This is a genomic window from Nocardioides luteus, assembly GCF_014648595.1.
In the GTDB taxonomy this organism is placed as follows: Bacteria; Actinomycetota; Actinomycetes; order Propionibacteriales; family Nocardioidaceae; genus Nocardioides; species Nocardioides luteus.
Genome location: NZ_BMRK01000008.1, coordinates 135,444 through 149,136 on the forward strand (window position 1 = coordinate 135,444; position 13,693 = coordinate 149,136).

Consider the following 13,693-nt stretch of genomic DNA (forward strand, 5'->3'; position numbering starts at 1 on the left):
CCGACTCAACTTCCGGGAGCAACCGGATGTTCCCTCCGGTTAATCTGTTCGCTGTGAGCGGACGGCGCGAGGTGTAACACGCTGTTACACCGACTATCCGGTCGTTCATTTAGGGCGAGTAGTCCTACGAACGACGTGTTACCCGCCGCGTACGCCGCGTACGCCGCGTACGCAGCCCAGCCCCTCCCCCGCGAGCTACAACTGCGCAGCGTCGGCCGTCAGCCGCCGGAGCAGCTCGAGCACACCGTCGGGACCGTCGACCTCGAGGTCGGCCAGGTCGGCGAGCGGGCCGCGGTCGGAGCCGGCGTGAGAGTAGACGAGCAGGGTCGGGGAGCCGGTCGACCTGCCCCACGCCTTGACCGCCTCGAAGGCCTCGATGTCGCCCAGGTCGTCACCGCCGAAGAGGATCGCGCCGGGGGCGACCTCGGCGACCAGCGTCTCGATGGCGTTGCCCTTGTGCATGCCGGGGGCGCGGACCTCGATGACCTGCTTGCCGGGCTCGATCACGAGCCCGTGCTCGGCGGCCAGCTCGGTGATCGCAGGAAGGAGGCGGTGAGCCGTGCCCTCGGGGAGCTGCCGGGTGTGGACGCCGACGGCGAGCCCCTTCTCCTCCAGGTACGCGCCCGAGGCCCCGTGCTCCTCCAGCACCGCCGGAAGCGCAGCCTCGAAGGCGGCCAGCCCCTCGGGCGGTGGCGGGCCGACGACCACCCGGTCGGAGCCGCTCCAGCGCTGGTTGCCGTACTGGCCGAAGACGTAGAGCTCGGTGCCGACCTCCGCGAGCGCGTCGGCAATCGCAGCCAGCCCGCCGAGCTCGACGACCTGACCCGCGGGGCGGCCCGTGACGACGGCCAGCGCCTTCACGCCGGAGGCGAGGGCGATGAGCGTCGCGGCGGCGTCGGGATGGATCCGCGCGGAGGCGGGGTCCTCGACGATCGGCGAGAGCGTCCCGTCGAAGTCGAGCCCGACGAGTGCGTCGGCGGCAGCGGCGGCGACCGCGGCGTACTTCTGCTCACCTGCGATGCCGTCAGGCAGGGTTTCAGCCATGCCCCAACTCTGTCATGACAGGCCCCTCGGAACCGACGAGGAGGGTATCGCCGTGCGTCAGATCACACGCCGCGGAGAAGGGCCGGAAGCCCTCAGAGTGCACCGGTCAGGATGACCGTCAGCCGGTCGCCCTTCATGGACCCCTCGACCGAGAGATGGGTGCGTTTGATGCCGAGGTCGTCGGCGAGCTGCTTGCCCTCGCGCTCCATGCCGGCCGGGAAGTAGACGGTGTTGGCCGGGATGGAGCCCATCCAGTTGTCCTCACCGACGACGTTCCAGCCGACCGTGGTCGCCTTGCCCGCGACCTCACCGGCCAGGCCGGCGATGTTGGTGTTGTTGTAGACCTCGACGCTGACCTTGCTCCGGTCGACCGGCGGCGGAGCCGGTTTGGTCGGCTTCTTCTTCTCGGGCGCCGCGGACTTCTCGGCCTTGGCCGCCTTCGGCGAGGCGGAGGCCGAGGCGGACGGGCCGGCACCGGCCTTGGCGATCTCGTCGCCCCGGTCGTCGCCACCGGTGACCCAGAAGATGACCACCGCGGCGACGACGGTCAGCACGCTCAGCGCGATGACAGGTGTGGGGAGCGCGACGCCACGCTCCCCCTTCGAAGGACGTACGCAGCCGGTCATTCAGACCTCGAAACCGAGCCGTCTCGCCGAACGCTGCCGCTGCCGGGCCGCACGGAGCCGCCGCAGACGGCGTACCAGCAGCGGGTCGGCCTCGAGGGCCTCCGGCTTGTCGATCAGGGCGTTCAGCACCTGGTAGTAGCGGGTGGCGGACATGTTGAATGCCTCGCGCACAGCAGCCTCCTTGGCGCCGGCGTACTTCCACCACTGACGCTCGAAGTCAAGGATCTGCTTGTCACGCTCGCTGAGGCTCGCGGGGTCCTCACCTGGGCCTGTGACCTGCACGTTTACAGCGCTCATTCCTCGTCCCCCGGGGTCGTCTGCATCTGACGACAGAGTAACCCGCCGAACTACACCGCTGTGGTTCACCCTTGCGCGTGTTGCTCGACAGGTATTCGGAACGTGCCCGAAGTCACAAGTGGCACGACGCCGCCCGGAACCTGGGTTCTGTCCATTAGAGTCGGGGATGTGCAGGCTGACCTGGTGATCGTGGCCAACCGGCTCCCCGTGGACCGCGTGGAGATGCCGGACGGCACGAAGGCATGGCGTCGCTCGCCAGGAGGCCTGGTCAGCGCCCTCGAGCCCGTGCTGCGAGCCAACGACGGCGTCTGGATCGGATGGCCGGGTGGCACCGACGAGGACCTCGAGCCGTTCGAGGACGACGGGCTCCAACTGCTGCCGATGACGATGTCCGCCCAGGACATCGAGGAGCACTACGAGGGCTTCTCCAACGGCACCCTGTGGCCGCTCTACCACGACGTCGTCGCCAAGCCGGAGTTCCACCGCGAGTGGTGGGACGGCTATCAGCGGGTCAACAAGAGGTTCGCCGAGAAGTGCGCGGAGGTCGCCTCGAAGGGCGCCACCGTGTGGGTGCAGGACTACCAGCTCCAGCTGGTCCCGCAGATGCTGCGCGAGCTCCGCCCGGACCTGCGCATCGGCTTCTACCTGCACATCCCGTTCCCGCCGGCCGAGCTCTTCCAGCAGGTCCCCTGGCGCCGGCAGCTCCTCGAGGGCCTCCTCGGCGCCGACCTGGTCGGCTTCCAGCTCCCCCAGGCCGCTCAGAACTTCGTCCGCCTGGTCCGCCAGCGCGTCGGCCACAAGACCCATCGCGACCTGGTCTACCTCCCCGACGGCCGTAGCGTGCACGCGGCCGCGTTCCCGATCTCGATCGACTTCGTCAGCTTCGACGAGCTGGCCCACGACGAGAGCGTCAACCAGCGCGCCAAGGAGATCCGCCAGCAGCTCGGGGACCCGAAGAAGATCCTGCTCGGCGTCGACCGGCTCGACTACACCAAGGGCATCCACGCCCGGCTGCGTGCCTTCGGCGAGCTGCTGCGCGACACCAAGCTCGACGTCGAGGACGCGATCTTCGTCCAGGTCGCGGTGCCCTCGCGCGAGCGCGTGGAGCAGTACCGCAAGCTCCGCGACGACATCGACCGCCTCGTCGGCCGCCTCAACGGCGACCTCGGCCGCATCGGCCGCCCGGCGATCTCCTACCTCCACACGAGTCTCCCGCGCGCCGAGATGGCCGCGCTCTACCGCGCCGCCGACATCATGGTCGTCACCCCCTACCGCGACGGCATGAACCTGGTCGCGAAGGAGTACGTCGCCTGCCGCTACGACAACGACGGCGCCCTGGTGCTCTCCGAGTTCGCCGGAGCCGCCGAGGAGCTGCGCCAGGCCTGGCTCGTGAACCCCTACGACATCAACGGCATGAAGGCCGCGCTGCTCGAGGCGTACGAGGCGGAGCCGAAGGAGCTCACCCGCCGGATGAAGGCGATGCGCAAGCAGGTCGCCTCCAAGGACGTGCGCCACTGGGCCGAGTCGTTCCTCGAGGAGCTCGCCGCGGTCCCGGGTGTGCACAACAAGAACGTGCTCCCGCCCAACAGCCACTGAGCGTGCCACTAGAGTCGGAGCGTGACCACCAACTCTGACCCGATCAGGTGGGGAATCCTCGGCACCGGCCGGATCGCCCACTCCCTCGCGACCGACCTGATGCTCGTCCCCGACGGCCGACTCGTGGCGGTGGGCTCACGGAGCACGGAGTCCGCGGAGACCTTCGCGAAGACGTACGCAGCAAACGAGCCGGTCCGCGCGCACGGCTCCTACGAGGAGCTGGCCGCCGACCCGGACGTCGACGTCGTCTACGTCGCCACCCCGCACTCCCACCACCTCGAGCACGCCACCCTGATGCTCGAGGCCGGCAAGCACGTGCTGTGCGAGAAGGCGCTGACGCTCAACGCCGCCGACTCCCAGACGATGGTCGACCTGGCGACCTCCAAGAAGCTGTTCCTGATGGAGGCCATGTGGATGGCCACCAACCCGATCATCCGGCGCCTGGTCGCCGACGTGCAGTCGGGCCGCTTCGGGGTGCCGCGTCACGCCCACGCCGAGCTCGGCTTCGTCGCCACGCCCGAGGCCAACCAGCGCCTGCTCGACCCGGCCCTGGGCGCGAGCGCGCTGCTCGACATGGGCATCTACCCCCTCACCTTCGCCCACCTGCTCTTCGGTGAGGCCCGCGCGCTGACCGCCCAGGCCAACATCGGCACCGGTGAGGACGGCGGCACCTTCGACCTCGACCTGGTCATGACCGGGAAGTACGCCGGCAACGAGCTGTCCACCATGGTCGCCTCGGTCACCTCCTACTCGTCGCGCTCGGCCGCGATCGCCACCGACCAGGGCCGCGTCGAGCTGACCGACTTCCACCACCCGTCCTCGGCCGTCTTCAAGCCGGCCGACGGCGGTGAGCCCGTCGAGATCGTCGGCGACGAGCCCGTCATCGGGGCTGCGTACGGCAACGAGATCGTCGAGGTGCAGCGATGCCTGCGCGAGGGGCTCCTGGAGTCCCCGCTGGTGCCGCACAGCCAGACGCTCAGCCTGATGCGGCAGATGGACATGATCCGCCAGTCGGTCGGCGCTCGCTACGCCGGCGAGGCCTGAGGGTCAGGCCGTCCTCGGTTTCTCGTCGAACGAGCGCTGCGGGTGCACCACGTCGAGGAGCTCCTGGGTGACCTGGCTGCCCAGGCTCCCCCAGTGGTCCTTGTAGCCGTAGACGCCGGCGAGGGTGCGTGACTCGTAGTCGCCGTTCATGACCTCGATGTCATGGGGCGTGATCAGGCCGGGGTGAGCGACGCCGACCGCCGCGGAGACCTTCATCAGCTCCCGGCGCAGGGTCTTGAGGTAGCTGGCGCAGCGGTCGCCCTTGTCCTGCGGGTCGAGCCCGCCGGTGAGCCACTTGTTCTGCGTCGCGACCCCGGTCGGGCAGGTGTCGTCGTGACACCTCTGCGCCTGGATGCAGCCGACCGACATCATCGCCTCCCGGCCGACGTTGATCATGTCGGCACCGAGGGCGAACGCGACCGCGGCGTTCTCCGGCAGGCCCAGCTTGGCCGAGCCGATGAAGGTCACCGCGTCGGTCAGGCCGAGCTCGGCGAAGGTGCCGTAGACCCGGGAGAAGCCGATCCGGTATGGCATCGCGATCGCGTCGGAGAAGATCAGCGGCGCCGCGCCGGTGCCGCCCTCGGCGCCGTCGATGGTGATGAAGTCGACGCCCCGCTCGCCGGAGAGCATCTTGGCGGCGAGCTCCTGCCAGAAGCCCATCTCGCCGACCGCCGACTTGATGCCGACCGGGAGTCCGGTCTCGGTGGCGATCATCTCGACGAAGTCGAGCATCGAGTCGACGTCGTGGAAGGCGGTGTGTCGCGACGGAGACGCGCAGTCCTTGCCGACCTCGATGCCACGGATCTCGGCGATCTCCGGGGTCACCTTGGGCGCCGGCAGCAGACCGCCGAGCCCCGGCTTGGCGCCTTGGGAGAGCTTGATCTCGATCGCCTTGACCGGCGCCGTCGCGACCCGCTCCTTCAGCCGCTCGAGCGAGAAGGTGCCGTCGAGGTCACGGCACCCGAAGTAGGCCGTGCCGATCTGCATGATCAGGTCGGCACCGCCCTCGAGGTGGTAGGGCGAGATGCCGCCCTCGCCGGTGTTGTGCATCGCCCCGGCCTTGTGGGCACCCAGGTTGAGCGCGGTGATCGCCGGCCCCGACAGTGACCCGAAGGACATCGCCGAGATGTTGACGATCGACTCGGGCCGGAAAGCCTTCGCCCGTCCGCGCGGACCACCGAGCACCTTCGCCGCGGGCAGCTTGGCGGCCGGGTCGTGGTCGTCGGGCAGCTTGTCGGCGAAGGTGCGGTGCTTGATGTGGATGTGGCCCTGGGTGTGCTCGATGTCGTTGTCGGTGCCGAAGCCGAAGTAGTTGTTCTGCTCCTTGGCGGAGGCGTACACCCAGCGGCGCTGGTCGCGGCTGAACGGCCGCTCCTCGTCGTTGCTGGTGACGATGTACTGCCGCAGCTCCGGACCGATCTTCTCCATCAGGTAGCGCGCATGCCCGACCACCGGGAAGTTCCGCAGGATCGCGTGCTTGCGCTGGGTCAGGTCGCGGGCGGCGACCACGCCGGCGGCCACCACCGCTCCACCGAGCAGGGTCGTCATCTTCATATAGGACTTCCTACCCGTCACCCACCTGCTTGTAAACGTCCGCAACGCGCCGCGCGCGTGCCACCGCTAGGCCAGCTCGGGGATGACCTTCGACTCGAAGAGCTCGATCGACGAACGGTCGTAGGCCGCGTCGGCGAAGTAGGTGATGGCGTACGTCATGCCGAGCGCCTCACGCTCCTTGAGCGCCTCCACGATCTGCTCGGGCGTGCCGTTGAGACCCGCGCTGCGCCAGCCCTCGGACATCTCGGCGACCTTCGCCTCGCCCAGGTGGGGAGTCAGCCGGGCGGCCGCCTCGCTCATCTTGCGCTCGACCTCCGCCTCGTTCTCACCGATGAAGACGTTGTAGTTGGAGGAGCGGGTGATCTCGCCGAAGTCGCGGCCGAGGTTCTCGCAGTGAGCCGCGAGGATGTCGGACTTGGTCTTGAACGTCTCCGGGTCGCCGGCGAAGTTGGTGTAGTCGGCGTACTGCGCCGCGATCTTCAGGGTCACCTTCTCGCCACCGCCGGCGATCCACAGCGGGATGCCGGAGCGACCCTGCTGCAGCGGCAGCGGCTGACAGATGGCGCCGTCGACCTGGTAGTACTTCCCGTCCAGCGACGAGACGCCCTTGGTCCAGGCCTGCTGGAAGATCTGGACGCCCTCGCGCAGCATGCCGAGGCGGTCGCGAGCAGCCGGGAAACCGTAGCCGTAGGCGCGCCACTCGTGCTCGTACCAGCCGGCGCCGATGCCCATCTCGATGCGGCCACCGCTGATGTGGTCGGCGGTCGCGGCGACCTTCGCGAGGTAGGCGGGGTTGCGGTAGGACATGCACGAGCACATCTGCCCCAGGCGTACGCGTGAGGTCACCGCACCCAGTCCGGCCATCAACGACCAGGCCTCGTGGGTCGCCTGGTCGGACGGCTCCGGGGTGGTGTGGAAGTGGTCGTAGACCCAGATGCTCTCCCAGGGCCCGGAGTCCGCGTGGGTCGCCAGGTCCTTCATCGTCGTCCACTGGTCGGCCGGGTCGATCCCGACGAGGTCGAAGCGCCATCCCTGCGGGACGAAGAAACCGAACTTCATGTCTACTCCTTGATGAGTCCAACCTGGGTGCCACGGACAACCTATCCGCCGGCGCCAGCCGATACCCTCATGATTTATGAGCGCACTCGCCGGACTCGTGGACAAGGGCCTGATGGCTGCCGACTGGGCCGAGGCGCTGGCGCCGGCCGAGCCGCAGATCGAGCAGATGGGCCGCTTCCTGCGCGAGGAGCTCGCGGCCCGGCGCCCCTACCTCCCCGACGGCGACCGCATCTTCAACGCCTTCCGGCGCCCGCTGCGCGACGTACGCGTCCTGATCGTCGGCCAGGACCCCTACCCGACCATCGGCCACCCGATCGGGCTCAGCTTCGCGGTCGAGAAGGACGTACGCCCCCTGCCCGCCTCGCTGCGCAACATCTACGCCGAGCTGACCACCGACCTCGACCTGAAGATGCCCGAGCACGGCGACCTCTCGGCCTGGGCCGACCGCGGGGTGATGCTGCTCAACACCTCGCTGACCGTGCGGCCGGGCGCCCCGGCGTCCCACTCGAAGAAGGGCTGGGAGGAGGTCACCGGTCGGGCTATCGACGTCCTCGGCCGCCGCGGCGGGCCGCTGGTCGCGATCTTGTGGGGCCGGCACGCGCAGAACCTCGAGCCGAGGCTCAACGGTGTCCCCGCGATCAAGTCGGTCCACCCCTCACCGTTGTCCGCGCGCCGCGGCTTCTTCGGCTCCCGGCCGTTCTCCCGCGCCAACGCGCTGCTGGTCGAGCAGGGTGGGTCGCCGCTCGACTGGTCCCTGCCGGAGTGATCTCGGCCGGTGTGATCTCTGCCGGCCAGGCGGACTAGGATCGGCGCATCGGTTCGTCGGCGCGGTGAACGGGGGTCACGTGGGCGAGAACTCGGCCGGTCCGGCGCTGTCGGTCTCGGGCCGCCTCAAGGTCGGCGGCACCATCCTCGTCGTCCTGCTCGCGGTCTGGGCCGCCTTGCTCGGCGCCCGGCTCCTGATGGACCGGACCGGACCGCCCGAGTATCCGGCCGAGGACGTACGCGACTGGGCGACCTTCGCCGACCACCTCGTCCTGGGCACGGCGGAGGACGACGGCCTGGAGATCACCGCCGTGCTGTGGAGCCGTCAGGGCGCTCATCCGATCGGTCGGCGAGTCTCGTTCGAGGCGGAGCTGAGCGCCGGCGCGGCGTACGCGGTGCCGGTGGCCTGGACCGGCGGCGACGACGGCCGCTGGGTGGCGCTGGCCCCCGAGGCGGTCGTCCCGATCGACGGTGGGCGGATCGATGCGGGCCACGAGACCTGGGTCGGCGACATCACCGGGAAGTCGCCGCGCGCGCTGGCCGCCGAGCTCTACGAGACCGGCCCGTATCCGGCCGCGGTGCCCCACCTCTACGAGAGTCTCGAGCAACGTCTCGCCGCTGTGGAGCGCTAGGTAGGATTCTGGCGTGAGCCAGGACTCCCCTACACGGCCCCAGCGCGCCAGCTGGCTCCGGGCCGGCATCTGGTCGCTCGGTTTCGTCGCGGTGCTCTGGATCCTCGAGGCGACCGACTACGTCAGCGGCCACCAGCTCGACTCGCTCGGCATCATGCCGCGCACCGACGCCGGCCTCATCGGCATCGTCTTCGCTCCCGTGCTCCACTTCGGCTGGGCCCACCTCTACGGCAACACGCTGCCCGCGCTCATCCTCGGCTTCCTGGTGCTCGCCTCCGGCGTGGGGCGCGGGATCGTGGCGACCCTCATCATCTGGGTCGTCGGTGGTGTCGGCGTCTGGGTGTTCTCGCCCCCGGGCAGCATCACCGCCGGCACCTCGATGCTGATCTTCGGCTGGCTCGTCTACCTGATCATGCGCGGGCTCTTCAGTCACAAGGTCAGCCAGATCGTCATCGGCGTACTGATCTTCCTGGCCTACGGCAGCCTGCTCCTCGGCGTGCTCCCCGGGCAGACCGGCGTCTCCTGGCAGGGCCACCTCTTCGGCGCGATCGGCGGGGCGATCGCGGCCTGGCTGCTCAACGACCCGCCACAGAAGAAGGCCCGATAACCGCTCTGCCCCGCGGGCTGGTGGAGACTGGCACCATGCAGATCCTCTCCATCCAGTCGCACGTGGCGTTCGGCTACGTCGGCAACTCGGCCGCCGTCTTCCCGATCCAGCGCCTCGGCCACGAGGTTTGGCCGGTGCTCACGGTCAACTTCTCCAATCACACCGGCTACGGCGCTTGGCGCGGACCGGTCGTGGCGGCCGACGAGGTGGCCGCGGTCATCGAGGGGATCTCCGAGCGCGACGGCCTCTCCACCGTCTCCGCGGTGCTCTCGGGCTACCAGGGCGACCCGGCCGTGGGCGCGATCGTCCTCGACTCCGTACGCCGGGTGAAGGAGCTCAACCCGCGAGCCCTCTACTGCTGCGACCCGGTGATGGGCGACGTCGGGCGCGGGATGTTCGTCCGCGAGGGCATCCCGGAGTTCATGCGCGACGAGGTCGTCCCCGCCGCCGACGTGATCACGCCGAACCACTTCGAGCTCAACTTCCTCGCCGGCGTCGAGTCGACGAGCACGGTGCAGGAGGTGCTCGCCGCGGTCGACGTGGTCCGCCAGTCCGGCCCCTCCAACGTGCTGGTGACCTCGGTGATCACCGACGACCCGAACCACCTCGACCTGGTCGCTGTCTCCGACGAGGGCGCCTGGTCGGTCACCACTCCCCTGCTCCCGATCTCCCCCAACGGCGGCGGCGACGTCACCGCAGCGGTCTACCTCTCCCACCTGCTCTCGACCGGCTCCACGCCGACCGCCCTCGGCCGCACCGCGAACACCCTCTTCGCCATCCTCGACCGGACGCTGAAGTCAGGTCGCCGTGAGCTCGAGCTCGTCGCCTCCCAGGACGACATCGCCGACCCGCCGACGACGTACGAGGTCACCCAACTCCGCTGAAACAGATAAATGGAGCCGGTGACAGGAGTCGAACCCGCGACATCCTCATTACAAGTGAGGCGCTCTACCAACTGAGCTACACCGGCATGCCGTACGTCATCCGTGACGGCTGGACAATCGTAGCCATCCGCCTCGCGATACACGCAGCCGACGGGCCCAACCAAACCCTCGGAGACATGCGCGTGACCTCCATCTGAGATGGTTTCGTCTCATCCGACGACTACGGGTACACGAAGGGAAAGCGGATGACAGACATCTTGGGCTCCATCAACGGGGTCATCTGGAGCGACTGGCTGGTGTATCTCTGCCTCGCGGTGGGGGTGTTCTTCTCGGTGCGGTCGCGGTTCCTCCAGGTCCGCCACTTCCCCGAGATGATCCGGCTGCTCGCGCGCGGGGAGAAGTCCTCGTCGGGGGTCTCCTCGTTCCAGGCGCTCGCCATGTCGCTGGCGGGTCGCGTCGGGACGGGCAACATCGCCGGTGTCGCGACCGCGATCGCATTCGGTGGCCCGGGCGCGATGTTCTGGATGTGGGCGGTGGCCTTCCTCGGCGCCTCGACGTCGTTCGTCGAGAGCACCCTCGGCCAGGTCTACAAGACCCGCGACCCGCTGACCGGTGAGTACCGCGGCGGTCCGGCCTACTACTTCAGCCGAGCCTTCGCCCACACCCGGGCGAAGAAGCTCTTCACCGTGTACGGGTTCGTCTTCGCGGCCGTGACCGTGCTCGCGTGCGGCGTGCTCCTCCCCGGTGTCCAGGCCAACTCGATGACCGCCAGCATGACCAACGCCTGGGGCCTCCCGGCCTGGGGCGTCGCGATCGCGACCGTCATCGTCTTCGCGTTCGTCGTCGTGGGCGGCGTCAAGCGCATCGCCTCCTTCGCCACGCTGGTGGTCCCGTTCATGGCGGTCGCGTACGTCGCCGCTGCTCTGGTCGTCGTCGTGGTGAACTCCTCGCAGATCCCCTCGGTGATCAGCGACGTCTTCTCCAGCGCCTTCGGCATGCACTCGGCCTTCGGCGCCGTGCTCGGTCTGGCCGTGATGTGGGGCGTCAAGCGCGGCGTCTACTCCAACGAGGCCGGGCAGGGCACCGGCCCGCACGCGGCCGCCGCGGCCGAGGTCTCCCACCCGGCGAAGCAAGGCCTCGTGCAGGCCTTCGCGGTCTACGTCGACACCCTCTTCGTCTGCTCGGCCACCGGGTTCCTGATCCTCTCCACCGGCGCCTACCGCGTCTTCGAGGACGGCAGCGAGACCAGCGGCGTGCTCGCCGACGGCGGCTCCCTCGCAGCCAACGTCGAGGTCGGTCCGGCCTACACGCAGACCGCGTTCGACACGGTCTTCCCGGGGGTGGGTGCGTCCTTCATCGCGATCTCGCTGGCGTTCTTCTGCTTCACCACGATGGTGGCCTACTACTACATGGCCGAGACCAACCTGCGCTTCATCGTCGGGCGCCACTCCACCACCCTGCTGGGCGGTGCGCGCGGCGTCTCGATCGGCCGGGTCACCACGCTGCTGCTGCAGGCGATCATCCTGGCCGCCTCCGCGTACGGCTGTGTCTCGACGGCCAGCGACGCCTGGACGCTCGGCGACATCGGCGTCGGCCTGATGGCGTGGCTGAACATCATCGGCATCCTCGTTCTCCAGCAGCCCGCGTTCGCCGCGCTGCGTGACTACGAGAAGCAGAAGAAGCAGGGCCTCGACCCGGTCTTCGACCCGCACGCGCTGGACATCGTCGGAGCGACGTACTGGGAGACCTACGAGCCGGAGCGCGAGCGGGTCTAGACGAGGTCCCGCCAGGCGGCGACCTCGGCATCGGGGTCGCCGCAGCCGACGTCGCCGATGCTGTTGTCCGCAGCGATGTCGGAGATGGTGCCCGACCGCTGGACGTCCGTGGTGGCGGGCAAGGCGCACAGGTAGGTCAGCGCCTTGCGGAAGCTCGTGGCCGACCTGTCCGGTAGATAGAGCTCCGTCTCGAGCACGCCGTCATCCCGGGACCTGAGGACGACCTCGACAGCAGTGCCGTCGGCCGGGTTCTTCTCCATCCAGGCGAGCAGGTCGGTGACAGCCTGCAGGTGGCCGGCCTCGCAGTCGAGCTGCACGAAGCGCGATCTGTCGCTATCGGTGCCGTAGGCGAGCCGCACCCACGTCTGCGGCATGCCGGCTCGCCACCGAGCGGACCGGTAGGAGCAGGCGCTCTTGACGAGCGCCGCGACCTCCGCCGACGGCATCTCCGGTTCGTCGCCCCCGAGAACGATGTTCGCGACGACTGGGATGCCCCGGTCCCGGCCGTGGGGAACCTCGAGCTCGGCCTTCTCCAGGTGCGGGTGCGCCGACGGGCTCATGTTCTCGGCGGCGTACTCCTCCCAGGTGCCCGAGGTCGCGCCCGGGGTCGAAGCGCGTTGCCACCAGCCGACCGCTGAACCGGCAAGTCCGATCACGATCGCCAGGCTGACCAGATAGATCAGTACGTGACGTCGCGCCGCCCCGGTTGCTCCGGTCTCACGCGCGGACCGCTCCGACTCGGCGATCGCGAGGAGCGGGAACACGATCAGATAGGCCAGCACGGCGTACGCGACGAGTGCCCACACGATCACCCAGTGCAGCCACTCGTCGGTGAAGGAGAACCACGGAGTCTCCACGCCACAACGGCGGAGGCTACCGCCACCGATGCAGGTCGCCTGGGACCATCGTGCGTAGAGGACGCCGCTGGCCAAGGCCACGACCGAGCCGGCCTGATAGAGCCATCCGGTCGCCAGCATCAGCGCCGGCGGGAGGTCGTCCCAGCCCGCCACGATCCGTGACAGCGATCTCCGCGCCACGATGGCGGCGATCAGCGGCAGCAGAGCGATCCCGCTCGCTACCGCTAGGATCCAGGGCAGCTCGTTCGCCACCCAGACATCCGTCGCGCACGACGCGGATGCGTGGGCGCACGCGGCCAGCTCCGCTCGCACCCCGTCGTACTGGATCATCGCGATCAGCCCGATGCCGAACGCGACGAGCCAGAAGAGCGCCCCGCAGACCCACAGCGCCAGCGCTGCTGTGCTCAACTGGTCACGGAGGCTCAACGCCTCATCCTCGGGCTGTGACTTCTTCCGCTTCGACTTCTTCTGCTTGCTCTTCTTCGGCTGCGACTCTTCCGGCTCCCCGACGTGACTCGCCATCCGGCCGAGACTCACCATGATGCCGATGGAGAGCAGCGCCCCCGCAGCGACCATGAACCTGCCGGTCCCGGCCGCATCGGCAGCGGTGTCGATCTCGGAGCCTCCGCTCCGGGCCGGGATGTACCACCCGATCGCGTACTCCGGATTCAGCACCATGACCAGGCCCCAGCCGACCAGCAGAAGCCCGGGGCTCGACACCGTCAGGACGGCGGGGGTCACGAAGACGGCCCGACGCTGCCGCGGCGTCGCACCGAATCCGGCCACGAGGAACGCCACGGGCCAGGCCACCGCCACAATGCCTGCTACGGCCCAGAACACGAACACGCCCCAGTAGCCGACGTTCGCGTGCAGCCGCTCGAGACAGCCGGCCAGCACCGCAACGCTCAGGGACGCTGCCAGGACACGCATGACGCGCAGGTTCGTCGTCGGGC

General features: G+C 69.1%; 13 protein-coding genes and 1 tRNA gene. 7 read left to right on the forward strand and 7 right to left on the reverse strand.

Features of this window, described 5'->3' with window-relative positions; all coding sequences use genetic code 11:
* Positions 1 to 195: 195 nt before the first annotated feature.
* The 3 genes from otsB to IEY81_RS12205 form a co-directional block, all read right to left on the reverse strand.
* A complete protein-coding gene (otsB, locus tag IEY81_RS12195; protein WP_189118747.1) occupies positions 196 to 1,044 on the reverse strand; it encodes a trehalose-phosphatase in 849 nt (282 codons plus the stop codon).
* 92 nt (positions 1,045 to 1,136) lie between these two features.
* A complete protein-coding gene (locus IEY81_RS12200; RefSeq protein WP_189118748.1) occupies positions 1,137 to 1,670 on the reverse strand; it encodes a LytR C-terminal domain-containing protein in 534 nt (177 codons plus the stop codon).
* On the reverse strand, positions 1,671 to 1,967 hold the full coding sequence (locus tag IEY81_RS12205) for a DUF3263 domain-containing protein (protein ID WP_091046051.1): 297 nt from the start codon (positions 1,965 to 1,967) through the stop codon (positions 1,671 to 1,673).
* 168 nt (positions 1,968 to 2,135) lie between these two features.
* Here IEY81_RS12205 and IEY81_RS12210 point away from each other — a divergent pair, with 168 nt between their 5' ends.
* Both IEY81_RS12210 and IEY81_RS12215 read left to right on the forward strand, forming a co-directional pair.
* Complete coding sequence (locus IEY81_RS12210; RefSeq protein WP_373292228.1) at positions 2,136 to 3,563, forward strand: alpha,alpha-trehalose-phosphate synthase (UDP-forming); 1,428 nt, start codon at positions 2,136 to 2,138, stop codon at positions 3,561 to 3,563.
* A gap of 21 nt (positions 3,564 to 3,584) precedes the next feature.
* Complete coding sequence (locus IEY81_RS12215; RefSeq protein WP_189118749.1) at positions 3,585 to 4,607, forward strand: Gfo/Idh/MocA family protein; 1,023 nt, start codon at positions 3,585 to 3,587, stop codon at positions 4,605 to 4,607.
* Positions 4,608 to 4,610: 3 nt separating this feature from the next.
* Here IEY81_RS12215 and IEY81_RS12220 read toward each other — a convergent pair whose 3' ends face one another.
* Positions 4,611 to 6,161, reverse strand: coding sequence for an FMN-binding glutamate synthase family protein (locus IEY81_RS12220; protein WP_189118750.1), 1,551 nt, complete (start codon positions 6,159 to 6,161; stop codon positions 4,611 to 4,613).
* A gap of 66 nt (positions 6,162 to 6,227) precedes the next feature.
* A complete protein-coding gene (locus tag IEY81_RS12225) occupies positions 6,228 to 7,220 on the reverse strand; it encodes an LLM class F420-dependent oxidoreductase (protein WP_189118751.1) in 993 nt (330 codons plus the stop codon).
* Between the two features lie 76 nt (positions 7,221 to 7,296).
* Between IEY81_RS12225 and IEY81_RS12230 the strand changes: the two genes are divergently transcribed.
* The 4 genes from IEY81_RS12230 (at position 7,297) to pdxY (ending at position 10,108) form a co-directional block, all read left to right on the forward strand.
* Positions 7,297 to 7,986, forward strand: coding sequence for a uracil-DNA glycosylase (locus tag IEY81_RS12230; protein WP_189118752.1), 690 nt, complete (start codon positions 7,297 to 7,299; stop codon positions 7,984 to 7,986).
* A 79-nt stretch (positions 7,987 to 8,065) separates the two neighbouring features.
* Entirely contained in the window at positions 8,066 to 8,617 is a 552-nt protein-coding gene (locus IEY81_RS12235; RefSeq protein ID WP_189118753.1) for a hypothetical protein, read from the forward strand.
* 13 nt (positions 8,618 to 8,630) lie between these two features.
* The gene (locus IEY81_RS12240) at positions 8,631 to 9,224 is read left to right on the forward strand and encodes a rhomboid family intramembrane serine protease (RefSeq protein ID WP_189118754.1); all 594 of its coding nucleotides are present in this window, start codon (positions 8,631 to 8,633) and stop codon (positions 9,222 to 9,224) included.
* A 35-nt stretch (positions 9,225 to 9,259) separates the two neighbouring features.
* Positions 9,260 to 10,108: a pyridoxal kinase PdxY gene (gene pdxY / locus IEY81_RS12245; protein ID WP_189118755.1), complete on the forward strand. Its 849-nt coding sequence runs from the start codon at positions 9,260 to 9,262 to the stop codon at positions 10,106 to 10,108.
* A 10-nt stretch (positions 10,109 to 10,118) separates the two neighbouring features.
* On the opposite strand, the gene IEY81_RS12250 is transcribed toward pdxY, so the two are convergent.
* Positions 10,119 to 10,194, reverse strand: a tRNA-Thr gene (locus tag IEY81_RS12250).
* A gap of 159 nt (positions 10,195 to 10,353) precedes the next feature.
* Here IEY81_RS12250 and IEY81_RS12255 point away from each other — a divergent pair.
* Positions 10,354 to 11,883, forward strand: coding sequence for an alanine/glycine:cation symporter family protein (locus IEY81_RS12255; protein WP_189118756.1), 1,530 nt, complete (start codon positions 10,354 to 10,356; stop codon positions 11,881 to 11,883).
* Here the strand turns inward: IEY81_RS12255 and IEY81_RS12260 are convergent.
* A complete protein-coding gene (locus IEY81_RS12260; RefSeq protein ID WP_189118757.1) occupies positions 11,880 to 13,670 on the reverse strand; it encodes a hypothetical protein in 1,791 nt (596 codons plus the stop codon). The two genes, IEY81_RS12255 and IEY81_RS12260, sit on opposite strands and share 4 nt — an antisense overlap.
* Positions 13,671 to 13,693: the final 23 nt, after the last annotated feature.